The sequence below is a fragment of the Citrobacter freundii complex sp. 2024EL-00216 genome (genome assembly GCF_043945515.1).
Lineage (GTDB): Bacteria > Pseudomonadota > Gammaproteobacteria > Enterobacterales > Enterobacteriaceae > Citrobacter > Citrobacter portucalensis.
Map to the genome: position 1 here is coordinate 228319 of NZ_JBIMRA010000003.1, position 22726 is coordinate 251044.

16 protein-coding genes and 3 tRNA genes are annotated in these 22726 nt (G+C 53.9%); 6 read left to right on the plus strand and 13 right to left on the minus strand.

The genetic code is table 11. The features are described 5' to 3' along the window. Nucleotides 1-9: 9 nt before the first annotated feature. Together gcvA and ACHHZ7_RS05400 are read right to left on the minus strand one after the other, a co-directional pair. Nucleotides 10-927 carry a glycine cleavage system transcriptional regulator GcvA gene (gene gcvA / locus ACHHZ7_RS05395; protein ID WP_003034035.1) on the minus strand — a complete coding sequence of 306 codons (918 nt, stop codon included), beginning with the start codon at nucleotides 925-927 and terminating at the stop codon, nucleotides 10-12. Nucleotides 928-1292: 365 nt separating this feature from the next. Further along, the gene (locus ACHHZ7_RS05400) at nucleotides 1293-1520 is read right to left on the minus strand and encodes a YgdI/YgdR family lipoprotein (protein ID WP_003825635.1); all 228 of its coding nucleotides are present in this window, start codon (nucleotides 1518-1520) and stop codon (nucleotides 1293-1295) included. Nucleotides 1521-1712: 192 nt separating this feature from the next. Between ACHHZ7_RS05400 and csdA the strand changes: the two genes are divergently transcribed. Continuing rightward, nucleotides 1713-2918, plus strand: a complete 1206-nt coding sequence (gene csdA / locus ACHHZ7_RS05405) for a cysteine desulfurase CsdA (protein ID WP_032944843.1) — start codon at nucleotides 1713-1715, stop codon at nucleotides 2916-2918. Beyond that, entirely contained in the window at nucleotides 2918-3364 is a 447-nt protein-coding gene (gene csdE, locus ACHHZ7_RS05410; RefSeq protein ID WP_060683303.1) for a cysteine desulfurase sulfur acceptor subunit CsdE, read from the plus strand. Before csdA ends, csdE begins: the two co-directional genes overlap by 1 nt. 77 nt (nucleotides 3365-3441) lie before the next feature. Here csdE and tcdA read toward each other — a convergent pair whose 3' ends face one another. Both tcdA and mltA read right to left on the minus strand, forming a co-directional pair. After that, nucleotides 3442-4248 (minus strand): tRNA cyclic N6-threonylcarbamoyladenosine(37) synthase TcdA, encoded by an 807-nt coding sequence (tcdA, locus tag ACHHZ7_RS05415; RefSeq protein WP_003825630.1) that lies wholly within the window; start codon nucleotides 4246-4248, stop codon nucleotides 3442-3444. Nucleotides 4249-4356: 108 nt separating this feature from the next. Next, nucleotides 4357-5454 carry a murein transglycosylase A gene (gene mltA / locus ACHHZ7_RS05420; protein ID WP_008785702.1) on the minus strand — a complete coding sequence of 366 codons (1098 nt, stop codon included), beginning with the start codon at nucleotides 5452-5454 and terminating at the stop codon, nucleotides 4357-4359. A 205-nt stretch (nucleotides 5455-5659) separates the two neighbouring features. Here mltA and ACHHZ7_RS05425 point away from each other — a divergent pair. From ACHHZ7_RS05425 to ACHHZ7_RS05435, 3 genes are all read left to right on the plus strand, one after another. After that, nucleotides 5660-5736: transfer RNA gene (locus ACHHZ7_RS05425), tRNA-Met, on the plus strand. 152 nt (nucleotides 5737-5888) lie between these two features. Then, nucleotides 5889-5965 (plus strand) — tRNA-Met (locus ACHHZ7_RS05430). A gap of 33 nt (nucleotides 5966-5998) precedes the next feature. Then, nucleotides 5999-6075 (plus strand) — tRNA-Met (locus ACHHZ7_RS05435). A 74-nt stretch (nucleotides 6076-6149) separates the two neighbouring features. Here the strand turns inward: ACHHZ7_RS05435 and amiC are convergent. Next, the gene (gene amiC / locus ACHHZ7_RS05440; RefSeq protein WP_048215635.1) at nucleotides 6150-7403 is read right to left on the minus strand and encodes an N-acetylmuramoyl-L-alanine amidase AmiC; all 1254 of its coding nucleotides are present in this window, start codon (nucleotides 7401-7403) and stop codon (nucleotides 6150-6152) included. Nucleotides 7404-7637: 234 nt separating this feature from the next. Between amiC and argA the strand changes: the two genes are divergently transcribed. Then, entirely contained in the window at nucleotides 7638-8969 is a 1332-nt protein-coding gene (argA, locus tag ACHHZ7_RS05445; RefSeq protein ID WP_003034012.1) for an amino-acid N-acetyltransferase, read from the plus strand. 97 nt (nucleotides 8970-9066) lie between these two features. On the opposite strand, the gene recD is transcribed toward argA, so the two are convergent. From recD to ACHHZ7_RS05485, 8 genes are all read right to left on the minus strand, one after another. Further along, a complete protein-coding gene (recD, locus tag ACHHZ7_RS05450; protein ID WP_060683302.1) occupies nucleotides 9067-10896 on the minus strand; it encodes an exodeoxyribonuclease V subunit alpha in 1830 nt (609 codons plus the stop codon). Beyond that, complete coding sequence (gene recB / locus ACHHZ7_RS05455) at nucleotides 10893-14438, minus strand: exodeoxyribonuclease V subunit beta (protein WP_060683301.1); 3546 nt, start codon at nucleotides 14436-14438, stop codon at nucleotides 10893-10895. Before recB ends, recD begins: the two co-directional genes overlap by 4 nt. Then, nucleotides 14431-17319 carry a pitrilysin gene (gene ptrA / locus ACHHZ7_RS05460; protein WP_032944851.1) on the minus strand — a complete coding sequence of 963 codons (2889 nt, stop codon included), beginning with the start codon at nucleotides 17317-17319 and terminating at the stop codon, nucleotides 14431-14433. Before ptrA ends, recB begins: the two co-directional genes overlap by 8 nt. 179 nt (nucleotides 17320-17498) lie before the next feature. Next, nucleotides 17499-20867 carry an exodeoxyribonuclease V subunit gamma gene (gene recC, locus ACHHZ7_RS05465; protein WP_060683300.1) on the minus strand — a complete coding sequence of 1123 codons (3369 nt, stop codon included), beginning with the start codon at nucleotides 20865-20867 and terminating at the stop codon, nucleotides 17499-17501. 12 nt (nucleotides 20868-20879) lie between these two features. Beyond that, a complete protein-coding gene (locus tag ACHHZ7_RS05470; RefSeq protein ID WP_008785708.1) occupies nucleotides 20880-21203 on the minus strand; it encodes a prepilin-type N-terminal cleavage/methylation domain-containing protein in 324 nt (107 codons plus the stop codon). After that, nucleotides 21188-21595: a DUF2509 family protein gene (locus tag ACHHZ7_RS05475; RefSeq protein WP_060683299.1), complete on the minus strand. Its 408-nt coding sequence runs from the start codon at nucleotides 21593-21595 to the stop codon at nucleotides 21188-21190. Before ACHHZ7_RS05475 ends, ACHHZ7_RS05470 begins: the two co-directional genes overlap by 16 nt. Continuing rightward, nucleotides 21592-22155 carry a prepilin peptidase-dependent protein gene (locus tag ACHHZ7_RS05480; protein WP_060683298.1) on the minus strand — a complete coding sequence of 188 codons (564 nt, stop codon included), beginning with the start codon at nucleotides 22153-22155 and terminating at the stop codon, nucleotides 21592-21594. The genes ACHHZ7_RS05475 and ACHHZ7_RS05480 overlap by 4 nt, the downstream gene beginning before the upstream one ends. Beyond that, nucleotides 22146-22616: a prepilin peptidase-dependent protein gene (locus ACHHZ7_RS05485; RefSeq protein WP_060683297.1), complete on the minus strand. Its 471-nt coding sequence runs from the start codon at nucleotides 22614-22616 to the stop codon at nucleotides 22146-22148. Before ACHHZ7_RS05485 ends, ACHHZ7_RS05480 begins: the two co-directional genes overlap by 10 nt. Between the last annotated feature and the right edge of the window lie 110 nt (nucleotides 22617-22726).

The window sequence follows — 22726 nt, forward strand, 5'->3', positions numbered from 1 at the left end:
CTACGTAAATTATTGTTCATAACGAAAGCGGAATTTTTCTTGTTCCGTGGCCGCTTTCGCCAGAATCCACTGACGGAAGGCGGCTATTTTACCCAGTTCTGCCTGACTGTCATGACAAACCAGATAAAATGCGTTTTTGCTGACCAGAACATCGTTAAACGGACAGACCAGACGTCCGGCTTCAATTTCGGACTGCGCCATGACGTTGTTAGCCAGCGCGATCCCCTGTCCATGGATTGCAGCCTGTAGCACCATGGCGCTATGGCTGAAGATAGGTCCCTGCTGCACGTTGATATGATTCAGGCCAAGCTGGCGCGTATAGGCTTGCCAGTCTCGCCGCGACGCATCATGCAATAAAGTGTGTTTTGCCAGGTCGTCCGGTGTCTTTAGCGGTTTATCACCGGTAAGCAACAGCGGAGAGCAGACCGGCAATAAATATTCTGCGTACAATTTTTCAACGCGCAGACCCGGCCAGTTGCCGCGTCCGTAGAAAATCGCCACATCAACATCATCAGCCAGTTTGTCTTCCTGACGGTCCACCGCCTGGATCCTGACATCGATTCCCGGATAAGCTGAGTTAAAGCTAGAGAGTCTGGGCACCAGCCATTGGATCGCAAAACTGGGCAATAAACTAACGGTAAGCGCACCTTTTGCACTGCGTGCCTGAAGTTTACGCGTCGCGTCGGTTAATTGCGAAAAAATCTCTTTAATGTCGAGAAAGTAGCTTTGACCTTCTTCCGTTAACAGCAAAGATCGATTGCGTCGACGAAACAGTTTTAGCCCCAAAAAATCCTCAAGTGACTTGATTTGGTGACTTACTGCGGCCTGCGTCACAAAAAGCTCTTCTGCTGCGCGAGTAAAGCTTAAATGACGCGCTGCAGCATCAAAAACACGTAACGCATTTAAGGGTGGTAATCGTTTTGACATGACTTTTAGGCTTTGATGTTAAATGAATTTAACAATTAGCTAACAGGCTGTAACCTATTAGTTTTTTTTATCTGAGCCATTATAAATTGTCCGTTGAGGTTCTACCAGCAAATACCTATAGTGGCGGCACTTCCTGAAGCCGGAACGAAAAGTTTTATCGGAATGCGTGTTCTGGTGGGCTTTTGGCTTACGGTTGTGATGTTGTGTTGTTGTGTTTGCAATTGGTCTGCGATTCAGACCATGGTAGCAAAGCTACCCTTTTTCACTTCCTGTACATTTACCCTGTCTGTCCATAGTGATTAATGTAGCACCGCCAAATTGCGGTGCTTTTTTTTGTCCACGTTTCGTCGATGGCCGACCGGCTATTATTGCTCCAGTTCTACCATCTCTTTCACGTCAGTGCGGTTAATCTGCTGTTTGTTGCCGTTAGCGTCTTTATACGAAATCATCCCCGTCTCATTATCGGTCTGTGGTTTACCATCAGCTACGATTGATCGACCATCATTGGTGTGCATCACGTAATTCGAACCAGAACAGGCGCTCAGGGCAAAAGTCAGCATACAGGCAGAAATAATGGCGGCAGTCTTTTTCATCTTCTTCTCCTTAAAGCGATTTATGCTATTAAAAACATACTCCGTAACAGGCAAAATTGTTCGCCTAACGCTATTTAGCATAAGACACTGAACGGGCTTTGCCAGGATATCCAGAGTATTCCGATGGTTAGCACAACCCTTGTATCAATGCCCTTTTTGCGCCACGATCGGTTTACTGAACTGAGGAATACCATGAACGCTTTTAACCCCGCGCAGTTTCGCGCACAATTTCCCGCACTCAACGATGCTGGCGTCTATCTCGACAGCGCTGCTACGGCGCTAAAGCCACAGGCGGTCATTGAGGCTACCCATCAGTTTTATAGCCTGAGTGCCGGGAACGTCCATCGCAGCCAGTTTGCTGAAGCCCAGCGCCTGACCGCACGCTATGAAGCCGCGCGGGAAAAAGTCGCACACCTGATTAATGCGTCGGATGACAAAACCATCGTCTGGACCCGCGGCACAACGGAAGCGATCAACATGGTTGCCCAAAGCTATGCGCGTCCACGCCTTCAACCGGGTGATGAGATTATCGTTAGCGCAGCGGAACATCACGCCAACCTCGTTCCCTGGCTGATGGTCGCGGAGCAAACGGGGGCTAAGGTTGTCAAACTCCCACTCACCCCCCATTTATTGCCAGACGTTGAGCGCCTCACGCAGCTCATCACCCCGCGCAGCCGCATTCTGGCGCTCGGGCAAATGTCGAACGTCACCGGTGGCTGCCCGGATCTGGTCCGCGCCATTACGCTCGCCCATGCGGCTGGCATGGTGGTGATGGTTGATGGTGCCCAGGGGATTGTGCATTACCCTGCCGATGTACAGCAGTTGGATATTGATTTCTATGCGTTTTCAGGCCACAAGCTATATGGCCCCACCGGTATTGGCGTGCTGTACGGTAAGCCGGAACTGCTGGAAGCCATGTCTCCCTGGCTTGGGGGCGGTAAGATGATTAGCGAAGTCAGTTTTGACGGTTTCACCACTCAGCCCGCACCATGGAAGCTGGAAGCCGGTACGCCTAACGTTGCAGGCGTTATCGGGCTAAGCGCGGCGCTCGAATGGCTGGCGGACGTCGACGTTGCGCAGGCCGAAAACTGGAGCCGGGGTCTGGCGACGCTGGCAGAAGATGCCCTCGCGAAACGCCCTGGCTTTCGTTCCTTCCGCTGCCAGGACTCCAGTCTGTTAGCCTTTGATTTCGCGGGTGTTCATCACAGCGATATGGTCACTCTATTGGCCGAATATGGCATTGCGCTGCGCGCGGGGCAACACTGCGCACAACCGCTGCTGGCGGAACTCGGCGTATCCGGAACACTACGCGCCTCATTTGCCCCTTATAATACCCAAAGCGATGTGGATGCGTTGGTCGCAGCCGTCGACCGCGCGCTGGAAATATTGGTGGATTAATGACAAGCCCTCAGTTCGCCGGACACCCGTTTGGCACAACCGTAACCGAAGAGACGTTACGCAATACCTTTATCCCGCATACTCAGTGGGAAGATAAATATCGCCAGCTGATTCTGCTGGGTAAGCAGTTGCCGGTGCTCCCGGATGCGTTAAAGGCGCAGGCCAAAGAAATTGCGGGCTGCGAAAACCGCGTCTGGCTAGGGCATACTCTTCATGAGAATGGCACTCTGCATTTCTTCGGCGACAGCGAAGGTCGAATAGTACGCGGGCTGTTGGCGGTATTACTCACCGCGGTCGAAGGTAAAACGGCAGCCGAGTTACTGGCGCGTTCGCCGATGGCGTTATTTGACGAACTGGGTTTACGCGCTCAGCTCAGCGCCTCGCGTAGCCAGGGACTACATGCTCTGAACGAGGCGATTCTCGAGGCGGCCCAGAAAGCCGGATGACGACGCAGATACGTCTTATCCGGCCTACAACACTGCACGAACTGTAGGTCGGATAAGCGTAGCGACATCCGACACAATCAGGCCTGACGCGCGGCCTTCGCCATCATCTTCTTCAGCGCATGGGAGACAGCAACAAAGCCAAAGGTGGCTGTCACCATGGTGGCCGCGCCAAACCCGGAGGCGCAATCCATACGCTTCGGCCCTTCCGCCGTCGCTTTCATCGCACATACCGAGCCATCCGCCTGCGGGTAAACCAGCGCTTCGGTCGAGAACACGCAGTCCACGCCCAGCTTGCCTTTGCTGTTTTTCACCACGCCAAAATCGCTTTTCAGCCGCTCACGTAGCTTGGCCGCCAGCGGATCCTGGATGGTTTTTGCCAAATCAACGACCTGAATCTGCGTAGGATCGATCTGTCCGCCCGCACCACCGGTGGTCACCAGCGGAATTTTGTTACGCCGACAGTACGCGATCAGTGCCGCTTTTGGGCGCACGCTATCAATCGCATCGATGACGTACGAAAATCCCGCATTCATATATTCAGCAACGTTATCTGGCGTAACAAAATCATCGACCACGTTCACCCGGCACTCCGGGTTAATCTGTCGGATACGCTCCGCCATCACTTCAGCTTTTGCCAGACCGACGTTATCACGCAGCGCATGGATCTGGCGGTTTGTATTGGTGACGCACACATCATCCATATCGATGAGTGTGATAGCGCCAATACCGGTTCGCGCCAGCGCTTCCGCCGCCCATGACCCTACTCCACCAATCCCAACAACGCAAACGTGTGATTGGGCAAACAGCTGCAACGCATTTTCGCCATACAGACGTGCCGTACCGCCAAAACGTTGGCGCCAGGCATCGCTAATAACCACAGACATAGAACCTCAAATTCATTAATACCGAGCAGTCTGACTGCCTGATGTCGGCTACGCCTTATCAGGCCTACTCAATAATGTAGGCTTGATAAGCGAAGTGCCATCCCGCCATTAACCGCTGAACACGTTACCCGCACCCGGCGCTGTTTTTAGTACCCATACGCGACCGTAGTGATTATACCACCCGGCACGGTGTCCGGCGTCAGCGCCAATACCCTGATAGATGTCGAAGTGTTGCCCTTTAATAGCCCCACCCACATCTAACGCCACCATCAGGCGCAGTTCGTACTGGCCGGTAAACTTGCCGTTATTGTCCAGTAACGGGACTTCCGCCAGTAACGTTGTGCCCGCAGGAATGATACTACGGTCAGAAGCTACGGACGCGCGGCCAATCAGCGGCACCGCGCTGGCCCCTTTCACCGGAGCAAAAGATTGCGGTTTAAAGAAGACAAACGATGGGTTCTGCTCCAGCAGCTCACGCACTTCGGCTTCGCTGTGCGTTTCACCCCAGTGGCGAATAGCCTGCATCGACATATCTTCTTTTTTCACTTCGCCACGGTCGATAAGCACTTTACCGATACTGCGATAGGCGTGGCCGTTTTTCCCGGCATAGCTAAAGAAGTTGAGCGGGCTGCCATCGCCAAAATCGATGTAACCACTGCCCTGAACATCCATAATGAAGTTATCCATCAGGGAGTTGCTGTATGCCAGAATATAATTGTCGCTTAGCGCGCCCGCGTAGATCTCGGCACGAGAGGGTAAGCGCCCACGTTTTGGCGGCATGCGATAGATAGGATACTGAAACTCGCCCTGGCGCGTATGGCGCGCCTGGATAACCGGTGTGTAGTAACCGGTAAACTGGACGTTACCGTAGTTGTCCGCCCCTTCCATTTGCCAGGCATCAATACCAAACTGGCGCATACTGCGCGTATCACCGCCCGCACGTAACCATTGCTGGATAGCGTTGTAGACGTCGCTCTGGTTGCCGTACAAACGTGGCGAAGCGCTGCGAATTTGATTAACCTGCTCGGCGAAATCTCCGGCATTGATTGGCGCGCCAACCGCATCAGGCTGGTTCACCAGTGAGAAAGGCTGGGTAAATTTCCCGTCTTTATACTGCTGCCCACGATCGGTGGGTTTTGAGGAACACGCGGCGAGCATCGCGACTACAGCTCCCGCCAGAAGATATTTTGCCCAACGTCCTTTCATTGTTCTCGTCTTATGTTGCCTGAATGCGAGACGAAGATAACAAACCCCCGAACCTAATGAAATGCGTATACATACCCGAACGCAAATTTTGAGCAAAAAATAATCCAGAATGCGTTGTTTTTGTTCATTTTCACCCTAAAAACGTGATCAAGGTGAAAAAAGGGTTGCATGAAAATGCGAGCAGAGTATAGTGCGCATCCACGGACGCGGGGTGGAGCAGCCTGGTAGCTCGTCGGGCTCATAACCCGAAGGTCGTCAGTTCAAATCTGGCCCCCGCAACCAATTAAAATTTGATGTAAGATTTTTGCAAAGTAGTTCGAATCACAGCAAGGCGGCGACGCAGTGAATCCTTAGGAGCTTACTCCAGTAAGTGACTGAGGTGAACGAGGAAAGCCAACGCTGATGTGGTTTGAAATACGAAGCAAAAAGACGGACGCGGGGTGGAGCAGCCTGGTAGCTCGTCGGGCTCATAACCCGAAGGTCGTCGGTTCAAATCCGGCCCCCGCAACCAATCAAATTTGATAAAATATAAGCAGTACGGTGACGCGGGGTGGAGCAGCCTGGTAGCTCGTCGGGCTCATAACCCGAAGGTCGTCGGTTCAAATCCGGCCTCCGCAACCAACACATTAAACACCTCAACGGGTGTTTTTTTGTTTCTGCCGCCCATAAAAAAAGCGCTTTTCAGCGCTTTTTTGTTATCCCCTTCTCGCCAGCGTCGCCCCATCGGCAAAGTAGGCTTTAATCCCTGCCAGAATCGACTCTGCAACTTCCTGCTGGAAGGTCGCCGTTTTGAGTTTGCGCTCTTCCTCAACGTTACTGATAAATGCCGTTTCGACCAGAATAGACGGGATATCCGGAGCTTTTAGTACCGCAAACCCGGCCTGTTCAACCTGGTTCTTGTGCAGATTGTTGATTTTGCCAAGCTTACTCAATACCGCTTTACCAAACTTCAGACTGTCGGCGATGGTCAGCGACTGCACCATGTCGAACATGGTGTGGTCGACATAGCGGTCACCGCTCTTACTGACGCCACCAATGAGATCCGATGCGTTCTGGGTCTGCGCCAGATATTTCGCGGCGGTACTTGTCGCACCTTTGGTCGAGAGCGCAAACACCGACGAACCGCTGGGTTGTCGACTGGTAAAGGCATCGGCGTGAATAGAGACAAACAGGTCAGCACGCTGCTTCTGCGCTTTCGCCACGCGGACTTTAAGCGGAATGAAGATATCTTCATTTCGTGTCATAAAGACCTTCATGTTGCCCTCTTTCTCTATGAGGGCTCGCAGGCGGCGGGCAATCTGCAGCACCACATCCTTTTCACGCGTCTTGTATTTCCCCACCGCACCGGAGTCTTCTCCGCCGTGGCCTGGATCCAGCATAATGACAATGGGACGATCGCGCCCCGCTTTACCCGGCTGCGGGCCACTTTGTGCAGGTGGCACCTGTTTATCCAGATCGCCCTTGTTGTAATCTTCCAGCAATGCCAGCAGCGGATCCTGAACGTCCTGGGCATTCGCTGGATAGAGATCCATCACCAGACGTTCTTTAAAGCCTGCCACCGGAGCCAGCGCGAAAAGTTGCGGCTTCACATTCTGTTTCAGCTCGAACACCATCCGCACGGTCTTTGGATCAAACTGGCCAACGCGCGCCGACTTAATATACGGATCGTCAGGACGAATCTGCGTCCCAATACCCTTGAGCACCGAGTTCAAATTAACGTCTTCAATATCCACAACCACACGCTCAGGATTACTCAGGGCAAACTGTTTGTATTTCAGCAGACGGTTAGATTCTACCGTGACGCGAGTGTAGCTGGACGCAGGCCAGATACGTACGGCAACGACCTGACTCACGGCCGCCAGACCCACCTGGCTGACGCTCAAAAGCCACATAGCACCCGCACCTTTCAATAAACGGCGGCGACTGATTGCTGAATTGGATCCCGACATGCTTCTCCCGAGCAAAGAAATCTTTTTTAGAGGTAATACGTAAAACGTCCGAATTGACCGGAAACTTTAGCGAATGACGCATAATCTGTCATCTATAAAAGGGTAAACATTCTTTTTATATTCACGGCATTACTGAGAAAAATCTTCGGCATGGGTAAAAATTACGCTTGCGCATAGCGCAAAAACAGAATAAAAATACACAAATTACGAATAATCATGCAATGAGGGTGTGCCGTGGTGAAGGAGCGTAGAACCGAACTGGTACAGGGATTCCGCCATTCTGTTCCCTATATCAATACCCATCGGGGAAAAACGTTTGTCATTATGCTGGGCGGCGAAGCCATCGAGCATGAAAACTTTTCCAGTATCGTCAATGACATTGGTCTTCTTCATAGCCTCGGCATCCGCCTGGTCGTGGTCTATGGCGCACGACCGCAGATTGATGCCAATCTTGCGGCGCATCATCATGAGCCGGTGTACCACAAAAATACGCGCGTTACCGACGCTAAAACGCTGGAGCTGGTCAAACAGGCTGCGGGTTTACTTCAGCTTGATATTACCGCCCGCCTGTCGATGAGCCTGAATAATACGCCATTGCAGGGTGCTCACATCAATGTGGTCAGCGGTAATTTTATTATCTCTCAGCCGCTGGGCGTTGATGACGGCGTAGATTACTGCCATAGCGGGCGTATTCGTCGTATTGATGAAGATGCCATTCACCGCCAGTTAGACAGCGGCGCAATTGTGCTGATGGGCCCGGTCGCCGTTTCCGTCACCGGTGAGAGCTTTAACCTGACGTCAGAAGAGGTCGCCACGCAGTTGGCTATCAAACTGAAGGCCGAGAAAATGATCGGCTTTTGCTCCTCTCAGGGTGTCACCAACGATGACGGCGATATTATTTCCGAGCTGTTTCCTAACGAAGCTCAGGCTCGCGTTGAGTTGCAGGAAGAGAAAGGCGATTACAGCTCCGGCACGGTGCGCTTCCTGCGCGGGGCAGTGAAGGCCTGTCGCAGTGGCGTACGCCGTTGCCACCTGATCAGCTATCAGGAAGATGGTGCATTGCTGCAGGAACTGTTCTCCCGCGACGGGATCGGTACGCAGATCGTAATGGAAAGCGCCGAGCAGATCCGTCGCGCTACCATTAACGATATCGGCGGGATTCTGGAGCTTATCCGCCCGCTGGAGCAGCAAGGTATTCTGGTGCGCCGCTCGCGCGAGCAGTTGGAAATGGAGATCGACAAATTCACGATTATTCAGCGTGATAACCTGACCATCGCCTGTGCCGCTCTGTACCCTTTCCCGGAAGAGAGGATTGGCGAAATGGCGTGTGTAGCAGTGCATCCGGACTACCGTAGCTCGTCACGCGGGGAAGTGTTGCTGGAACGAATCGCCGCGCAGGCCCGGCAAATGGGGTTGAGCAAGCTGTTTGTGTTAACCACACGCAGCATCCACTGGTTCCAGGAGCGCGGCTTCACGCCGGTGGATATCGACCTGCTGCCGGAAAGCAAGAAAGAGATGTACAACTATCAGCGGCGGTCAAAAGTGCTGATGGCGGATTTGGCATAGGAGTGGTTGCCGGATGCGGCATAACTGCCTTATTCGGCCTACATCGCTGGCACATCTTTTTTAGGCCGGATGGCGCTGACGCTTATCCGGCCTACATCTACATCATGCCGTCATTAAATAATGCTGACAGCCCGCTGCGACGTTCAGTGCGGGTGGCAATGGCGCGGCTCAATATCCGCTCATCGGCATACAGCGACAGGCGGCGACGCGCGCGGGTAACGGCGGTATAGACCAGCTCGCGGGTAACCACGGGTGAATGTTGGCTGGGTAAAATCAACGCCGCGTGATCAAACTCAGATCCCTGCGATTTGTGCACCGTCATTGCCCAGGTGGTTTCATGTTCAGGCAAGCGGCTGGGCTGCACCGATTTGATAGAACCATCCGGCAGCGCAAACCACACCCTCAGGCCCTGTCCACGGTCGAGGGCAACGCCGATATCACCGTTAAATAATCCCAGCGAACTGTCATTGCGCGCGATCATCACCGGCCTTCCCTCATACCAGCGGCTATGGGTCGAACGATGAATTTTACGTTTTTGCGCCATCACCTGCTCAATGCGTTCATTCAAACCACTAACGCCAAACGGACCTTCCCGCAGGGCGCATAGCAGTTGATACTCATTGAAGGCCTGAATGACAGCCCCCGGCTCGGCACCCTCGTGCAGCAAATCCAGGTAGTGCCCATATCCCGACAGCGCCTCATCCAGCATCGCGGCATAATCCTCGCTGCTGTGTAGCGTGCGTTTTTCGATGTCGCTAAATCCCTGCTGGAACACCGTTTTTATCGCAGTTTTGTCGCCGCGATTAATTGCCGCAGCCAACTGACCGATTCCGGAATCGCTGCCGAAACGGTAGCTCTTTTGCAGCAGGCACAGACTGTCGCGCAACGCTGCTGCCTGAATTCCCGAACCGGCAGGAATAGCGCTCCCGGTCAGGCGACTGAGCTGGCGGGCGCGTTCCGGGGTAAACCCGTCACCAACGAAAGCACAGATATCCCCCAGCACGGCCCCCGCTTCGACGGAAGCGAGCTGGTCGCGATCGCCCAGAAAAATCACCCGTCCGTGCGGCGGCAGCGCATCGATAAGGCGCGACATCATCGGCAAATCAATCATCGAGGCTTCATCCACCACCAGCACATCCAAATGCAGCGGGTTTCCCGCATGATGACGCAGGCGCTGACTGCCAGGCTGAGCGCCTAATAATCGATGCAGCGTACTGGCGTCATCGGGGATGCGTTTCTTTTGCTCATCGGTTAGCGGTAGCTCTCGTAACGCCGCGCCCAGTGAGGCGGTCAGGCGCGCAGCCGCTTTTCCCGTTGGCGCCGCCAGTCGAATACGACAACGCTCACCGTCTGCCATTTGAATCAACGCCGCCAGCAGCCTTGCGACCGTTGTCGTTTTTCCCGTCCCCGGTCCGCCGGAGATCACCGATATCCGGCGGGTGAGCGCAACAGCAGCGGCTACTTTTTGCCAGTTAACCCCCTCCGATGGCGGAAACAGCGCCGCCAGCGTGTGGGTCAACCGTTGTTCATCCACTTCAATGGCGTGGTTCACTTCACTGAAAAAGCGAGCTACCTTACGTTCGTTGTGCCACATCCGGTTCAGATACAAGCGATCGCCGTACAGCACCAGCGGCGTGGGTTGCTCGCCACGGCTTACCGCACTGGAAGCCAGCAGACATTCCGCCCAGTCTTCTGGCTCGCCCGTTTCAGCTAGCCAGGCGCTTAACAGAGGATGCGCGTCCTCGCTCAGAGATAACCGTGAAAGCGGTAAGCAGACGTGCCCTTCTCCCGCTTCACGACTGAGCAACGCCGCAGCCAGCGCAACGGCAGGGTTGTCACTTCCGGCAACCGCCAGCGCGAACTGAGCATCCAGAGGCCGGAGCTGTTTTTGCTCAACAGCCTCCAGAAATCGTTTCTGGATTGTCATAGCATCGTCTCCTGCACCGCACCGGCAAACATCTCGTCCATCAACGCAATCAACTCTCCGTCAGGTCGGGTCGCGTAAATTCCCTGCTGCGGATTTTCACTGTCAACGCCGCGCAGGAAGAGATAGATAACGCCGCCAAAATGGTGTTCATAATCGTAATCAGCAATGCGATGGCGTAAGTAGCGATGCAGCGCGAGGGTATAAAGTTGGTATTGAAGGTCGTAGCGATGCGCCTGCATGGCAGAGGCCATCGCCTGCTGCGTATAGGCGGAGCTGTCTTCGCCCAGCCAGTTCGATTTGTAATCGAGCAGGTAATAACGCCCCTGGTGGCGGAATACCAGGTCAATAAAACCTTTCAGCATGCCGCGAACCTGCATAAAGTCCAACGCAGGGCACCCCGCCGAGAGCGGATCGTATTGGCGAATTAACGCATCAAGCTGGTTGGCCATCAACGGCTGCGAAATCGGCAGATAAAACTCCATCTCCACCTGTTTTTCACGCGCGGATAGCTGGCTCAAACTCACGCCCGTCTCGTTGAGAGGCGCCTGCAAAATGGCGTCCAGCCATTCGGTCAAAACCGGCGTCCAGTGCGCGTCATAACCGCCCAACGCCAGTTGCTCCTCGACCCAATGCGGATCCACCGGTTGCGTAAAATCGAGGTCTTCAAACAGGCTATGCAAGAACGTACCCGGCGAAGCGCCACGCGGGAACTGGTGCGGTGTGAGTCCTAGTTCTTCAATAACCTCACCGACGCCTGCGGCATCGATATCCAGTCTTGGGATCAGATCCTGCGCGATACCCTGTCCACGCTGTTGCAAACCGGAATAACTGGTCACGCGCCAGCTATCACCGGGCTTACGCTGCAGTATTTTCGCACTCAGTTCGCTGCTAACAGCCTGCGCAACCTGCCAGGGTTCACCGTCAGGCTGCGCGGGAGTCTGGCAAGCAATATCGTTGCTACAAAGCGCTTCAATCGCGCTACGCAGACCCACGGCATCCATCGGCTCACCTTTTTGCAACAGGCGACCAAGCGCGCTCTGATGCACATCGGTATCCCCTTTTTTATCGCCCCGACGTCGTACCAACGGCGCAACGCCAAGGCTGCAATGCCATACCGAACGGGTTAGCGCGACATACAGCAAACGCAGATCTTCCGCCAGACGCTCTGCTTCGGCTAGCTCAACGCTCTCCTCAGCATCGCTGAGATCCAGCACGGCTTCAAAAGAGCTACGATCGTGGTAGAAAGCCTGATCCTGAACGCGGAAATTGGTGATAAACGGCAGCCAGACCAGCGGATACTCCAGCCCTTTCGATTTATGGATGGTGACGATTTTGACCAGATGCTTGTCGCTTTCCAGCCTGAGCTGCTGGCTGGACGCGTTGCTGTCGGGTTCAAGAATATGCTGGGACAACCAGCGCACCAGCGCATGCTCGCTTTCCAGCTGCGAGCCCGCTTCCTGCAACAGTTCGCAGATATGTAAAATGTCGGTCAGTCGACGTTCGCCTCCCGCCGTCGCCAGCAGGTTCTCTGCAATCTGGCGAGCCGTCATCAGCGCACGTAGCATCGGCATCACGCCGCGTTTATGCCAGATCTGACGATAGCCGTCGAATTCTTCGACCACCGCATCCCAGGCATTCTCGTCGGTATTTAACGCTTCAATATCCTGCGCATTCAGACCCATCATTGAGGTCGCCAGCGCGCTACGCAACGTGTTCTCACGTTCCGGCGTCATCACCGCCTGCAGCACCCATAGCAACTCCTGCGCTTCCAGTGTTTCAAATACGCTGTCACGGTTGGAGAGGTAGACAGAGGGAATGGCCAGTTGCGTCAGCGCATCACGGACCAGCGCCGCCTCCTGGCGGCTACGCACCAGTACGCTGATATCTGACGCGCGTACCGGGCTGGATGCTTTGCCACTGACCAGTTGCGCTGCGCCAGAATGCCCGGCTTTAAGCCAGTCGCGAATTTGTGTGGCGCACACCTGGGCCATGTAGCTCTGATAATCGCCTACGCCGCAACTTTCTCCTTCCATCAGCCACATACTCATAGCTGGCTGCGTTTCGCCGTGCAAAACAAACCGTAACGCCTGGTTTTTTTCTGCGGATTTTACCGGGCTGAAAGGGATTTCGCGGAACATAAAGGCGTCGTCCATCTGGCTGAAAAGCGTATTCACGCTATTGACCATGCCGGGGGCCGAACGCCAGTTGGTATCGAGCGTATAGTGTGCGCTGACTTCGCTGCGCGCCTTCATATAGGTGAAGATATCCGCGCCGCGAAACGCGTAAATTGCCTGTTTCGGATCACCAATTAGCAGCAGTGCGGTATCCGGCTGATGCTGCCAGATCCGACGAAAAATACGGTACTGCTGCGGATCGGTATCCTGGAATTCATCGATCATGGCGACCGGGAAACGAGTACGAATAGCCGTCGCCAGCGCATCGCCGCTTTCACTGCGCAACGCCGCATCCAGACGGCTGAGCATATCGTCAAAACCCAGCTCGCCGCGGCGACGTTTTTCCTCGGCAACTGCCGAGCGGATCTCCGCCAGCGCCCGGGTGATCACCAGATCGCGGAGAGTTAACGGTTCGCTAAGCAGTTCATCAATAGCGACAAACAGCGGGTGCTGAGGGGTTATCCCGCCCGCTTTGGTGCGCTCTTCCAGAAAACGCTGTGAGAATTTCTCCAGCGCGTCAGGAAGCTGGTAACTTTGTGTTTCTTCCTGCGCCCACGCGCTGATCTTTTCGATCCACTTGCCCTGATTACCGCGATTAAATTTACGCCGGTCAATTCCGGAGGCTTCCATCAGGCCATCCAGCTCATCAACAGAATCACGCCATTGCTGCTTGATCTGGTTAATGCGCGCGAGAATTTGTTCATGCCGGGAGGCCAGCGTTTCGTCATCAGACGGTGGCGCCTTGATAACCGGCGCTTCCCCCTGCAGATAGCGATCGATATCTCTCAGAAGCGCTTGCGGTCCTTTCCACGTTTCAAAAACCACCTGCGCAATGTCGCGAGGCAGCGGGTAGCAGTGCCGACGCCAGAAGTCCGCGCAGGCCTGATAGCGCAGCAGCGATTCATCTTCTATCAGCTGCTGTTCGAACAGCATGCCTGACTCAAAGGCATTGAGACTGAGCATACGCTGACAAAAGCCGTGGATGGTAAACACCGCCGCTTCATCCATCTGTCTTTCAGCCAATAGCAGCCACTGCGCGGCCTGTTTTTTATCGGCAATTTCATCTAACAAACGGGCATATAGCGGGTTGTCGGTGGTTTCACGCAGGCAGGCAATTCGCAGTTCATGAATATTGCTACGAATTCGACCACGCAACTCTTCGGTAGCCGCCTCGGTGAAGGTAACCACCAGCAGTTCTTCGACGGTCAGAGGACGAGGAAAGGCGGCAGAGCCGCCCAGTCCAAGCAGTAAACGTAAATACAGGGCGGCGATGGTAAAGGTTTTACCGGTGCCCGCAGAGGCTTCAATCAGGCGCTCGCCCGTCAGGGGCAAGCGCAGTGGATCAAGGGACTCAGCGGCATCATTCATTCTTATCACTCATCAGGGGTAAGGTTTGCTGCAACGCGCTGACGGTCTGCCACACTTTCCAGCCTTCCGGGTGCACATATTCTGCTTTCCCATTCTGACTGCCGGAAACCTGTGACAATATCGCCATGCCTTGCGGCTCAACCACCGCCTGATGGAAGAAGTCGGCAAGTTTTTGCGGCGTCAGCAGTTTAATCTGAGCCACTATTTTATCACGTGAATCGAAGCGCATATTGCCGCGATCAAAATCTTTGCTTAACTGTGAGGCTTCTGCCCCCAGCGTTTGCGGCGCCTGTAGCATTTGCGCAATAATCGCCTGCTGAATTTGCGCGAACTCTTCAGGTTTCATCGCCCGCAGCTTCGCTTCCGCCGTCGGGAAGAACGCTTTATAACGCTCCCAGAGGTAAGACGGCTGCTTATCACTGCTTTGCAGCAGGAACCCCATTCCCCACTGACGGCCAACGCTCATCGGGAAAGCAAATACGGCGTAGCCTAACTGTTCTTCAGTACGCAGCTGATTGTAGAACCACGGCTGAACAATCTGACCTAACATAGCGCTGTAGGCTGAACTGGCGTATTCATCGTATCCGGTTGGCACAAATACCGCGGCCAGCGCTGAATCCGTGCTGCTGCCTGCTTTTTCGAAGATGACGGACTGCTTCTTGTCCACAACCACATCTTTGTTGCGACACCACTGTGACCCGTTCGCACCAAGCTGTTTTTGGATATCCCGCGCCATGCTCGTCGTCTGAGCTTCGCTCATATTGCCAATGACCAGGAATTCAGGTCGCGCACCGGTTTTTAAGGCGTCGCGGTAGGTCATCACCTCTTTCAGGGTGATGGAAGGCAGCAGCTTACGGCGCTCGTCGCGGGAGAAGTACGGCACCTGAGAAAGCATCTGCACCGGCATAATAGCCTGATCGTAAGCTTTACCCTTTTCTGCGGAATCCATCATCTGGGCATACCAGGATTTCGCCTGTTCCAGCTGTTCGTCCGTTGAGGTATAGCTGAAATAGCCACTCAGCAGCGCCTGAAAAAGCTGCGGCAAACGTTGGGTGTAGCCGTTGGCGTTAAGCATCAACCCATTGTTAGCGTTGGTAGAGAAACCAATTCCACCTACCGATGCCTGGTTACTTAACTGATCGAGCGCAATCCCTGCCAGGTAATCGTTAAGTGCGAATAAGACCTGGTTGCGGGCGCTGTCCATGGCTTTCGGGTTACGCAGGATCACGCTGACGTCAGCCTTCGGCTCGCTGGCAAAATACTGGCTCGGGGCATACACCACGCGTAAATCCGGCTCATCAACGATCAGCTCAGGATGAGCGTATTTTTTATCCGTCTTAATCAGCGTGAAATCATCCGGAATGTAGGGGTTCAACTCCGGTAACGACAGCGCAATGCCCTGCGCTTTTTGCTGCCAGTCGGCAAAGGTTTTGTCGCTGATTTTATCCACCTGGTAAGGCGCATCGACAAAATAAGCGGTTTTATTATGTGGCTCTTTCGCGCTGATATACCAGATACGCGCATTCTGCGGCGTCATCATTGCCAGACGTTGCTCAACGGCTTTCGCATCGTACTGATCAGCTATATTCACCGCATCCAGCGTATGCTCGACAGGAACGCGGATCATGGTATCAGCCAGCCATTCCACATAGTCCATATCACGGGTGATGGAGGGATAACGGAAATCGAGATCCAGCACGTGCGCCAGCTCGTCAAAATAGCGTTTATCGACACCTTTCTCGCGTAACAAATTGAGGTAGCTAAAGATTGCTGCGACAACTTCATCGCGGTTCGCCAGCCCCTTGTCGGTTAACGTCGCGGAAATGGCTAATACGCCGCTGTTCCCGTTGACCACCGGATCGGAGTCTGCGCGAATACCTTCAACCAGGCCCTGCTTTTGCAGCCAGTCAGACAACGTGCCCGGGCTACGATTGCCAATCAGGTAGGTCACCAGTTCATCGGTTTTACTGCGGAACTGCGCGCTGTTGTTATCGATACGAAACTCGACGCGCAATACTTTACGCGGCATTGCCGGAACATAGTGGATGATGATGCCCTTTTGCGCATCAGTGACGACCGGGACGGTAATCTCAGGCTTTGCGATATTCCTGTTCGGTACGCGCCCAAAGGTGTCAGCCGCTATCCGCGCCAGCTCTGGCAGCGGTTTATTGCTATAAATCACCGCCTTCATCAGGTTCGCAGAGTAGTACTTTTCATGAAATTTTTGTAATGCTTGCAGCACCGGGTTGCCCGGTTTATCGCTTAATGTCTCAAGATTCCCGCCAGAGAAACGCGAACCTGGGTGCGCCGGGTTGATCGTCTCAGCGCTCACCTGCGCCATACGCATCCCGTCTCGGGTACGCGCCAGTGTCAGCTCGGAGTTAACCGCGTTACGCTCGCGGTCGGCATATTTTTTATCCAGCAATGGATCGGCAATAGCATCCGCCAGGCGATCCACCGCCCCCACCAGCGCGTCGTTTTCGACTTCAAGATAGAAGGCCGTACGATAAGGCGCAGTGCTGGCATTGTGGCTACCGCCGTGCATTTTCAGGAATTCAGCCAGGCTGTCCGGCTGTGGGTATTTTTTCGAGCCCATCAGACACATGTGTTCGAGATAGTGCGCCAGCCCCTGATGATCGTCCGGATCTTCCAGCGAGCCCACGGGGACTACCAGTGCAGAAAGGGATTTCACGGCCTGAGGATCGGATACCAGCAGCACAACCATGCCGTTATCAAGGCGCACGGCCTGATACTGACGGGTGTCTTTATCGCTTTTACGGATGGTTTCAGCTAAAGGCTGCCAACCGGTATCTGCCTGACTTACGGGAACCCAAAGGGCGACGAACAACAATAATGCGCTGAACCAGGTGCTGCGGGGCATTCACAAACCTCATCATTAACGTATTCACCTGTTCACTGCAAACCACGTATCAATACGTGGCCTGAACAGGGCAAGACTTTGTGCTGAACAAATCAGCATCTTCTCTTTGTAAGAATCAGTCCGTGACAGAATGCGCATCATAGTGGAAGCCATCGAATTGCGCAATTTTTATACAATCATCATGACTGATTAAAGCGAAAAATCGGTAACAGGTAGCGCTGAGACTGTAAAACAATAGCCTCCTGCGTATCAGCATCCAGTTGACGCCAAAGACGCTGATACCAGATATCATCACCTTCGCCACGTACCATCATGTTGCCTTCATAGGCTTGCAGAAACTTACTGCGCGCTTTTTGCAACGTTGCATCGTCATCTAACATGGCATCATTTGCGGCGTCATAACAGGTTTTTATCCATACACCACCGCTTTCGGGTAATACCAGCAACGGTGACGACATGCCTTCCCGATACCCCTCAATGAGTTGCGACAGGTACAGCAGCGCCTGTTCTGCATCCAGCGGCGGAAAACGCCATTCTCCGTCTTTACGCAGGAACAATCGGCTCTCTCCCCTACCGCCACTGGCACAATAGACAAGATGTTCCAGCCAAAGTTGCACACCCTGCGCAATGCTTATCAAAGATGGGCGCCAGCGCAACAAACCGTCCTCTTGCACCTGCGGCAGCCAACCGGTGATTTGCACGCCGTGACAGTTAAGATCGATTTCCATGCTCTGACAGGGCTGACGACAGGCGATAATGCGTTCAGCCAGCGACTGCATTTCCTGACGCTGCGTATCCCACAGAATTTCGCCAAACGGCCCATAGGGTAGCGCGCCCGCCGCACGAAAACGGCGGAACAGTCGTTCAGCATCGTTCTCTTCAACCAGCGTATTAAGCAATTGCTGATTAAGCTGGTAGCGGGTTAACCCTTCAAGAGTGAAAGGTTCCGTATCCGGGATCTCACTCTCTTCAGAGTGGAAGTTGACCCTTAAACGCATCTGGAAAAAGGCGCGTACCGGATGTGCCCAAAATCGCTGCAGCGTTTCCAGCGTTAGCGTTTCTGGCATTTCAAAGGGAAGAGGCTGCACAAAATCCGTGTGCGCTTTTCCTGACAGACTCGCCGCAGGCAGCCATTCCCGGGCATAGCTTTGCTGTTCGCCCGGCAAATAGTTTTGTGCATCAAAGGGCATACGGGTATGCAAACGGGTTATATGCGCTTTTACCCTTGCCTCGCTTTGATCGCAGGTCAACGATTCATCGCCCGGCAGATAATGGCTTTGTCCAATGTAGTCCATCAGTTCTTGCACCAGCACCGACGGGAAGCGCTCGCTGTTATCCTGAATAGAGCGGCCAATGTAGCTGATGTAGAGCGTCTGCTGTGCCGAAATTAATGCTTCGAGGAACAAATAGCGGTCATCATCGCGACGACTGCGATCGCCCCGCATCGGTTTTTGGCTCATTAAATCAAAGCCCAGCGGCGCAAGTTGACGCGGATAAACCCCATCGTTCATACCCAGCAGGCACACCACTTTGAACGGAATGGAGCGCATCGGCATCAGCGTACAAATGTTAACGGGCCCCGCCAGGAAGCGCTGGCTGATGCGTTCCTGGTCAAGGCGCTGGGCTAGCTCATCACGCAACAGAGAGAGCGGTATAGCATCGCCGTACTCAGCCCCTAAACCTTCGGTAATAATGGCCTGCCACTGCTGTTCAATCAGCGTCATTGCCGCTTCGGTGTCCGCGTCCGGTAGGAAGAAATCATTAAGCATTTCCCGACAAACGGGTAGCCACTCTTCCAGCGGTCGTTCCTGCGCCAACCCTCTACGCCAGAGATTAAGCTGCATCAGCAACGAGGCCAAATGCCCTACCAGCTCGGCAATCAGGCCGCTGGACTCATCGTAAGGCAATACCGATTGCCACTCGCCCTGCGAGCTTTCCATCGCGTAGCCGAGCAGCATACGCGTTAAACCAAATTGCCAAGTATGCTGACCTGTAGGTGGAAGTTCCAGTTCACGCACGTTATCGTCGTCAATTCCCCAACGAATCCCGGATTCATTGACCCATAAACGAAGATAGCGCAACCCTTCTTCATCAATGTTGAAACGCGCCGCCAGCACGGGAACATCCAGTAACGCCAGGACATCCTCTGAGACAAAACGGCTATCCGGCAGCGACAGCAGGCTGATAAAGGCCTGTAAGACGGGATGAGACTGGCGTGCCCGACGGTCAGATATCGCATAAGGTAAGTAACGCTCGGCTGGCGCGCTACCAAAGACCGACTGAATGAATGGGCTGTAGCTGTCGATGTCCGCCACCATCACGATAATATCGCGCGGTGTCAGCGTTGGGTCCGCTTCCAGCATGGCCAAAAGCCGGTCATGAAGAATTTCCACCTCGCGCTGTGGGCTATGGCAGACATGGAAAGTCACGCTGGTGTCGTTCAGCTCAAGCCGGCGTTTATTGTCGCTACGGGAATATTCTTCCAGCGTAACGCCCGCCACGGCATGACTTTCAAGTTCCAGAATATCCGATTGAATATTATGCAAAAGGTTGTCAGGCGTAATGTCGACAAACGCATCCATTTCCTGACTGTTTTCCAGCTCCGAAAGCAAATAAATGTAATCACGCCCCAGCTTGCCCCACGAGGCCAGCATCGGGTTGCCCACATCCTGTTCGCCATCGCTGTTAAATAATCCTTCGGCTTTCTGATTATCACGAAACAGCAGCAGATGCCGTTCTTCAAAGCTGTGCCGACGCTGACGTGCCATCAGCTTCGCCAGCCAGGCCGGATCTTTAATATCCCCCCAGTAGTAGCGACAAGGGTTGGTAAACAGCAGATGAATATCAATGTGCTTACCCAGCGCCTGCAAGGCCTGCAGGTAAACCGGCGGTAGCGCCGAAATACCGCAAATAAAGACCCGAGAAGGCAGTCCCTGCGGGCACTCGGACGCGTTTTCCAACGTCTGAATAAATCGTTGGTATAAATTGGCACGATGCCAGCGCGGCTGGCCCAATTCCGCGGTGTATTCCACCAGCGCTTTCCACAACGGTGCCTGCCAGGCCTGAGACTCGCCAAGTCCCTCAACCTGTCGCCCCGCTTCCCACTGGGTCAACCAGTCAGGGCGGTAGACTAAATACTGATCGAAAAGGTCAGCCGCGCGCGAGGAAAGCTGAAAAAGCTTACGTTTATCAGTGTCGTCCGTCAGATAGTGGCGTAGCAATGCGAAGTCATCGCTATCCAGCAATTGTGGCAACAGCGTCATCAACTTCCAGCTCATGCTCTGTTTGCTGAACGCACTCTCTTTCGGGATATCCGGCAGCACGCGCACAAACATATCCCAGATAAAACTCGCGGGCAGCGGAAAATCGATATTGGCGGCAATACTAAACTTCTGTGCAAGAGTCATTTGTAGCCACTGCGCCATACCGGTACTTTGAACCAGGATCATCTCAGGTTCAAAGGGGTCGTCCAGCCGCTCGCGCTCAACGATAAATTCCATTAACGCTTCCAGCACATCCAGACGGTTGGAGTGGTAGACCCTTAACATAGCGACTCCTGACTACTGACGATTCGGGCAATGCAGACGCGTCATCTGACCCTGCCTGCCGAGGGGTGAAGAAATTATAACGTTGATGCTGACACATCCCGCTCTCGTTGTCTGCATTCGGTTAACCTGCCAGTTCACAGGCGATGAAAACGGGTACAGCTGGGTTTGCTGCCAGGCGTGGCGCCAGAGTTGCTGATACTGGTTTCTGATGATAAAGCTGTTCATTAGCACCCGCTGGTATCCTGACAACGCGGTCACAATCATGATCATTAGTACCATTGCCAGCATCACTTCCGGCAGACTAAAGCCACGCTGTCTGTTCAGGGGATCTGGCATAACGTCTGCTCCTTTAGCGGACAAAAATCGCTCCAGCCACGCGCCGAGAATTCTATGTTGCCATCAATAATCCCCCCCTGACGCCATAACGATATCCCTTCATAGTGGGCAATAAGCAGAACAAAATTATTGGTAAGCAGGCGCAGGCAAACCGCGGCATCCTGCGTGGGATCGCGCCGACACTGTACGGCGGGTTGTAAGCGCCAGGGCTGCGTACGCCCCCATTCCATCGCGGATTGCACTACCGCCTGACGCTGCAGCGCCTGACTTTGTGTGACCACACGCGCAGCAAAACTGGCCTCCTGTCTGCTAACACCTTGCAGCAGCAGACTACCGAGCACCAGCAGCAACAGGACCATTGCCAGAGAAGATACGCCTCGCTCACGGTTCACAGGTTGAATCCCGTAACGCTGTAGACCGCTTCAACAACTTTTTGTGGTTCGTCATTGCTCACTCCACGCAAACGCAGCGTAAGAAGCGGGGAATATCCGCTGAATTTCAGCCTTTCAACCTGGAATACCTCAATCTGCATCGTGGCCGGATCGGTCATTTTGTCCCATCCTTTGCCAGTGCAGCCGGTGGCTCCACGCACGGTTTCCAACACCTTGTCCTGTAAACGAAACCCTATAGAATCATCCTCTTTCACGGGACCGCTTTCCCAAACGCCATTGCTGTTGGCATCCCAGCGGGCAATAACACAGTCTCCCTTAGCCGATATCACCAGTCCCTCTCCGACACAGTTTCCCCGGCAATACCCCGCCCGCTGAAGATGCTTCGCCACGGTGTAGACCCGCTGCCATATTTCATCTTCCAGTACTAACTGGCGCGTGTTACGCAGAATCTCTCGCTGTAGCGCCGGTAAAAATCGTGCTGAGCTAAGCAATAAAATACTGCTAATCGCCATGGCAATGAGCATCTCCAGCAGTGAAAATCCCCGTTCATTTACTGACATAATCTGGCCTCATCACGCTCGCAAAGCCTGATTCGCCCCCAGCCAGACACCACCACGCGCCATTCCCCAGTCGCATTTTTCAGGCGTATATGTCCGGCCCATGCCGTATTGCGCAGTCCAAAAAAGGCCAGTGAAGGTGTTATCTCTGCCATTTCGACGTCGTCCCAGGGCGGTGTAAAAACCAAAGACGAAACGGGTCGGCACGTGGTTTGCGAAGCCGCAGAGCTGACAAAACACCATGATGTGCCATCCCGAATCACGCTTATCACGTGATCGCGGTTACGCCAGTTAGCATCTTCACGCAGTTGCAGCAGGTAGTCCCGCACCTGGCAGGCGGTCTGCCACAGCCGCTGTTGCTGCTGCCAGCGCTGCCAACCATACAGCCCAGATGCACCAAGCGCCGCGACAATCAGCATCGCAATCAGGGTTTCAAGAAGCGTGTAACCTTGTTGTTTTTTCATGTCGCCAGTATGGCGTGAGGAAAATGAATAACGAGCGGGAAATTCGGTTTCTACGGCGAGCTATGGGGAATATTTAGCGCGTTACAGGCCGTTGCAATATTTCAGGAATC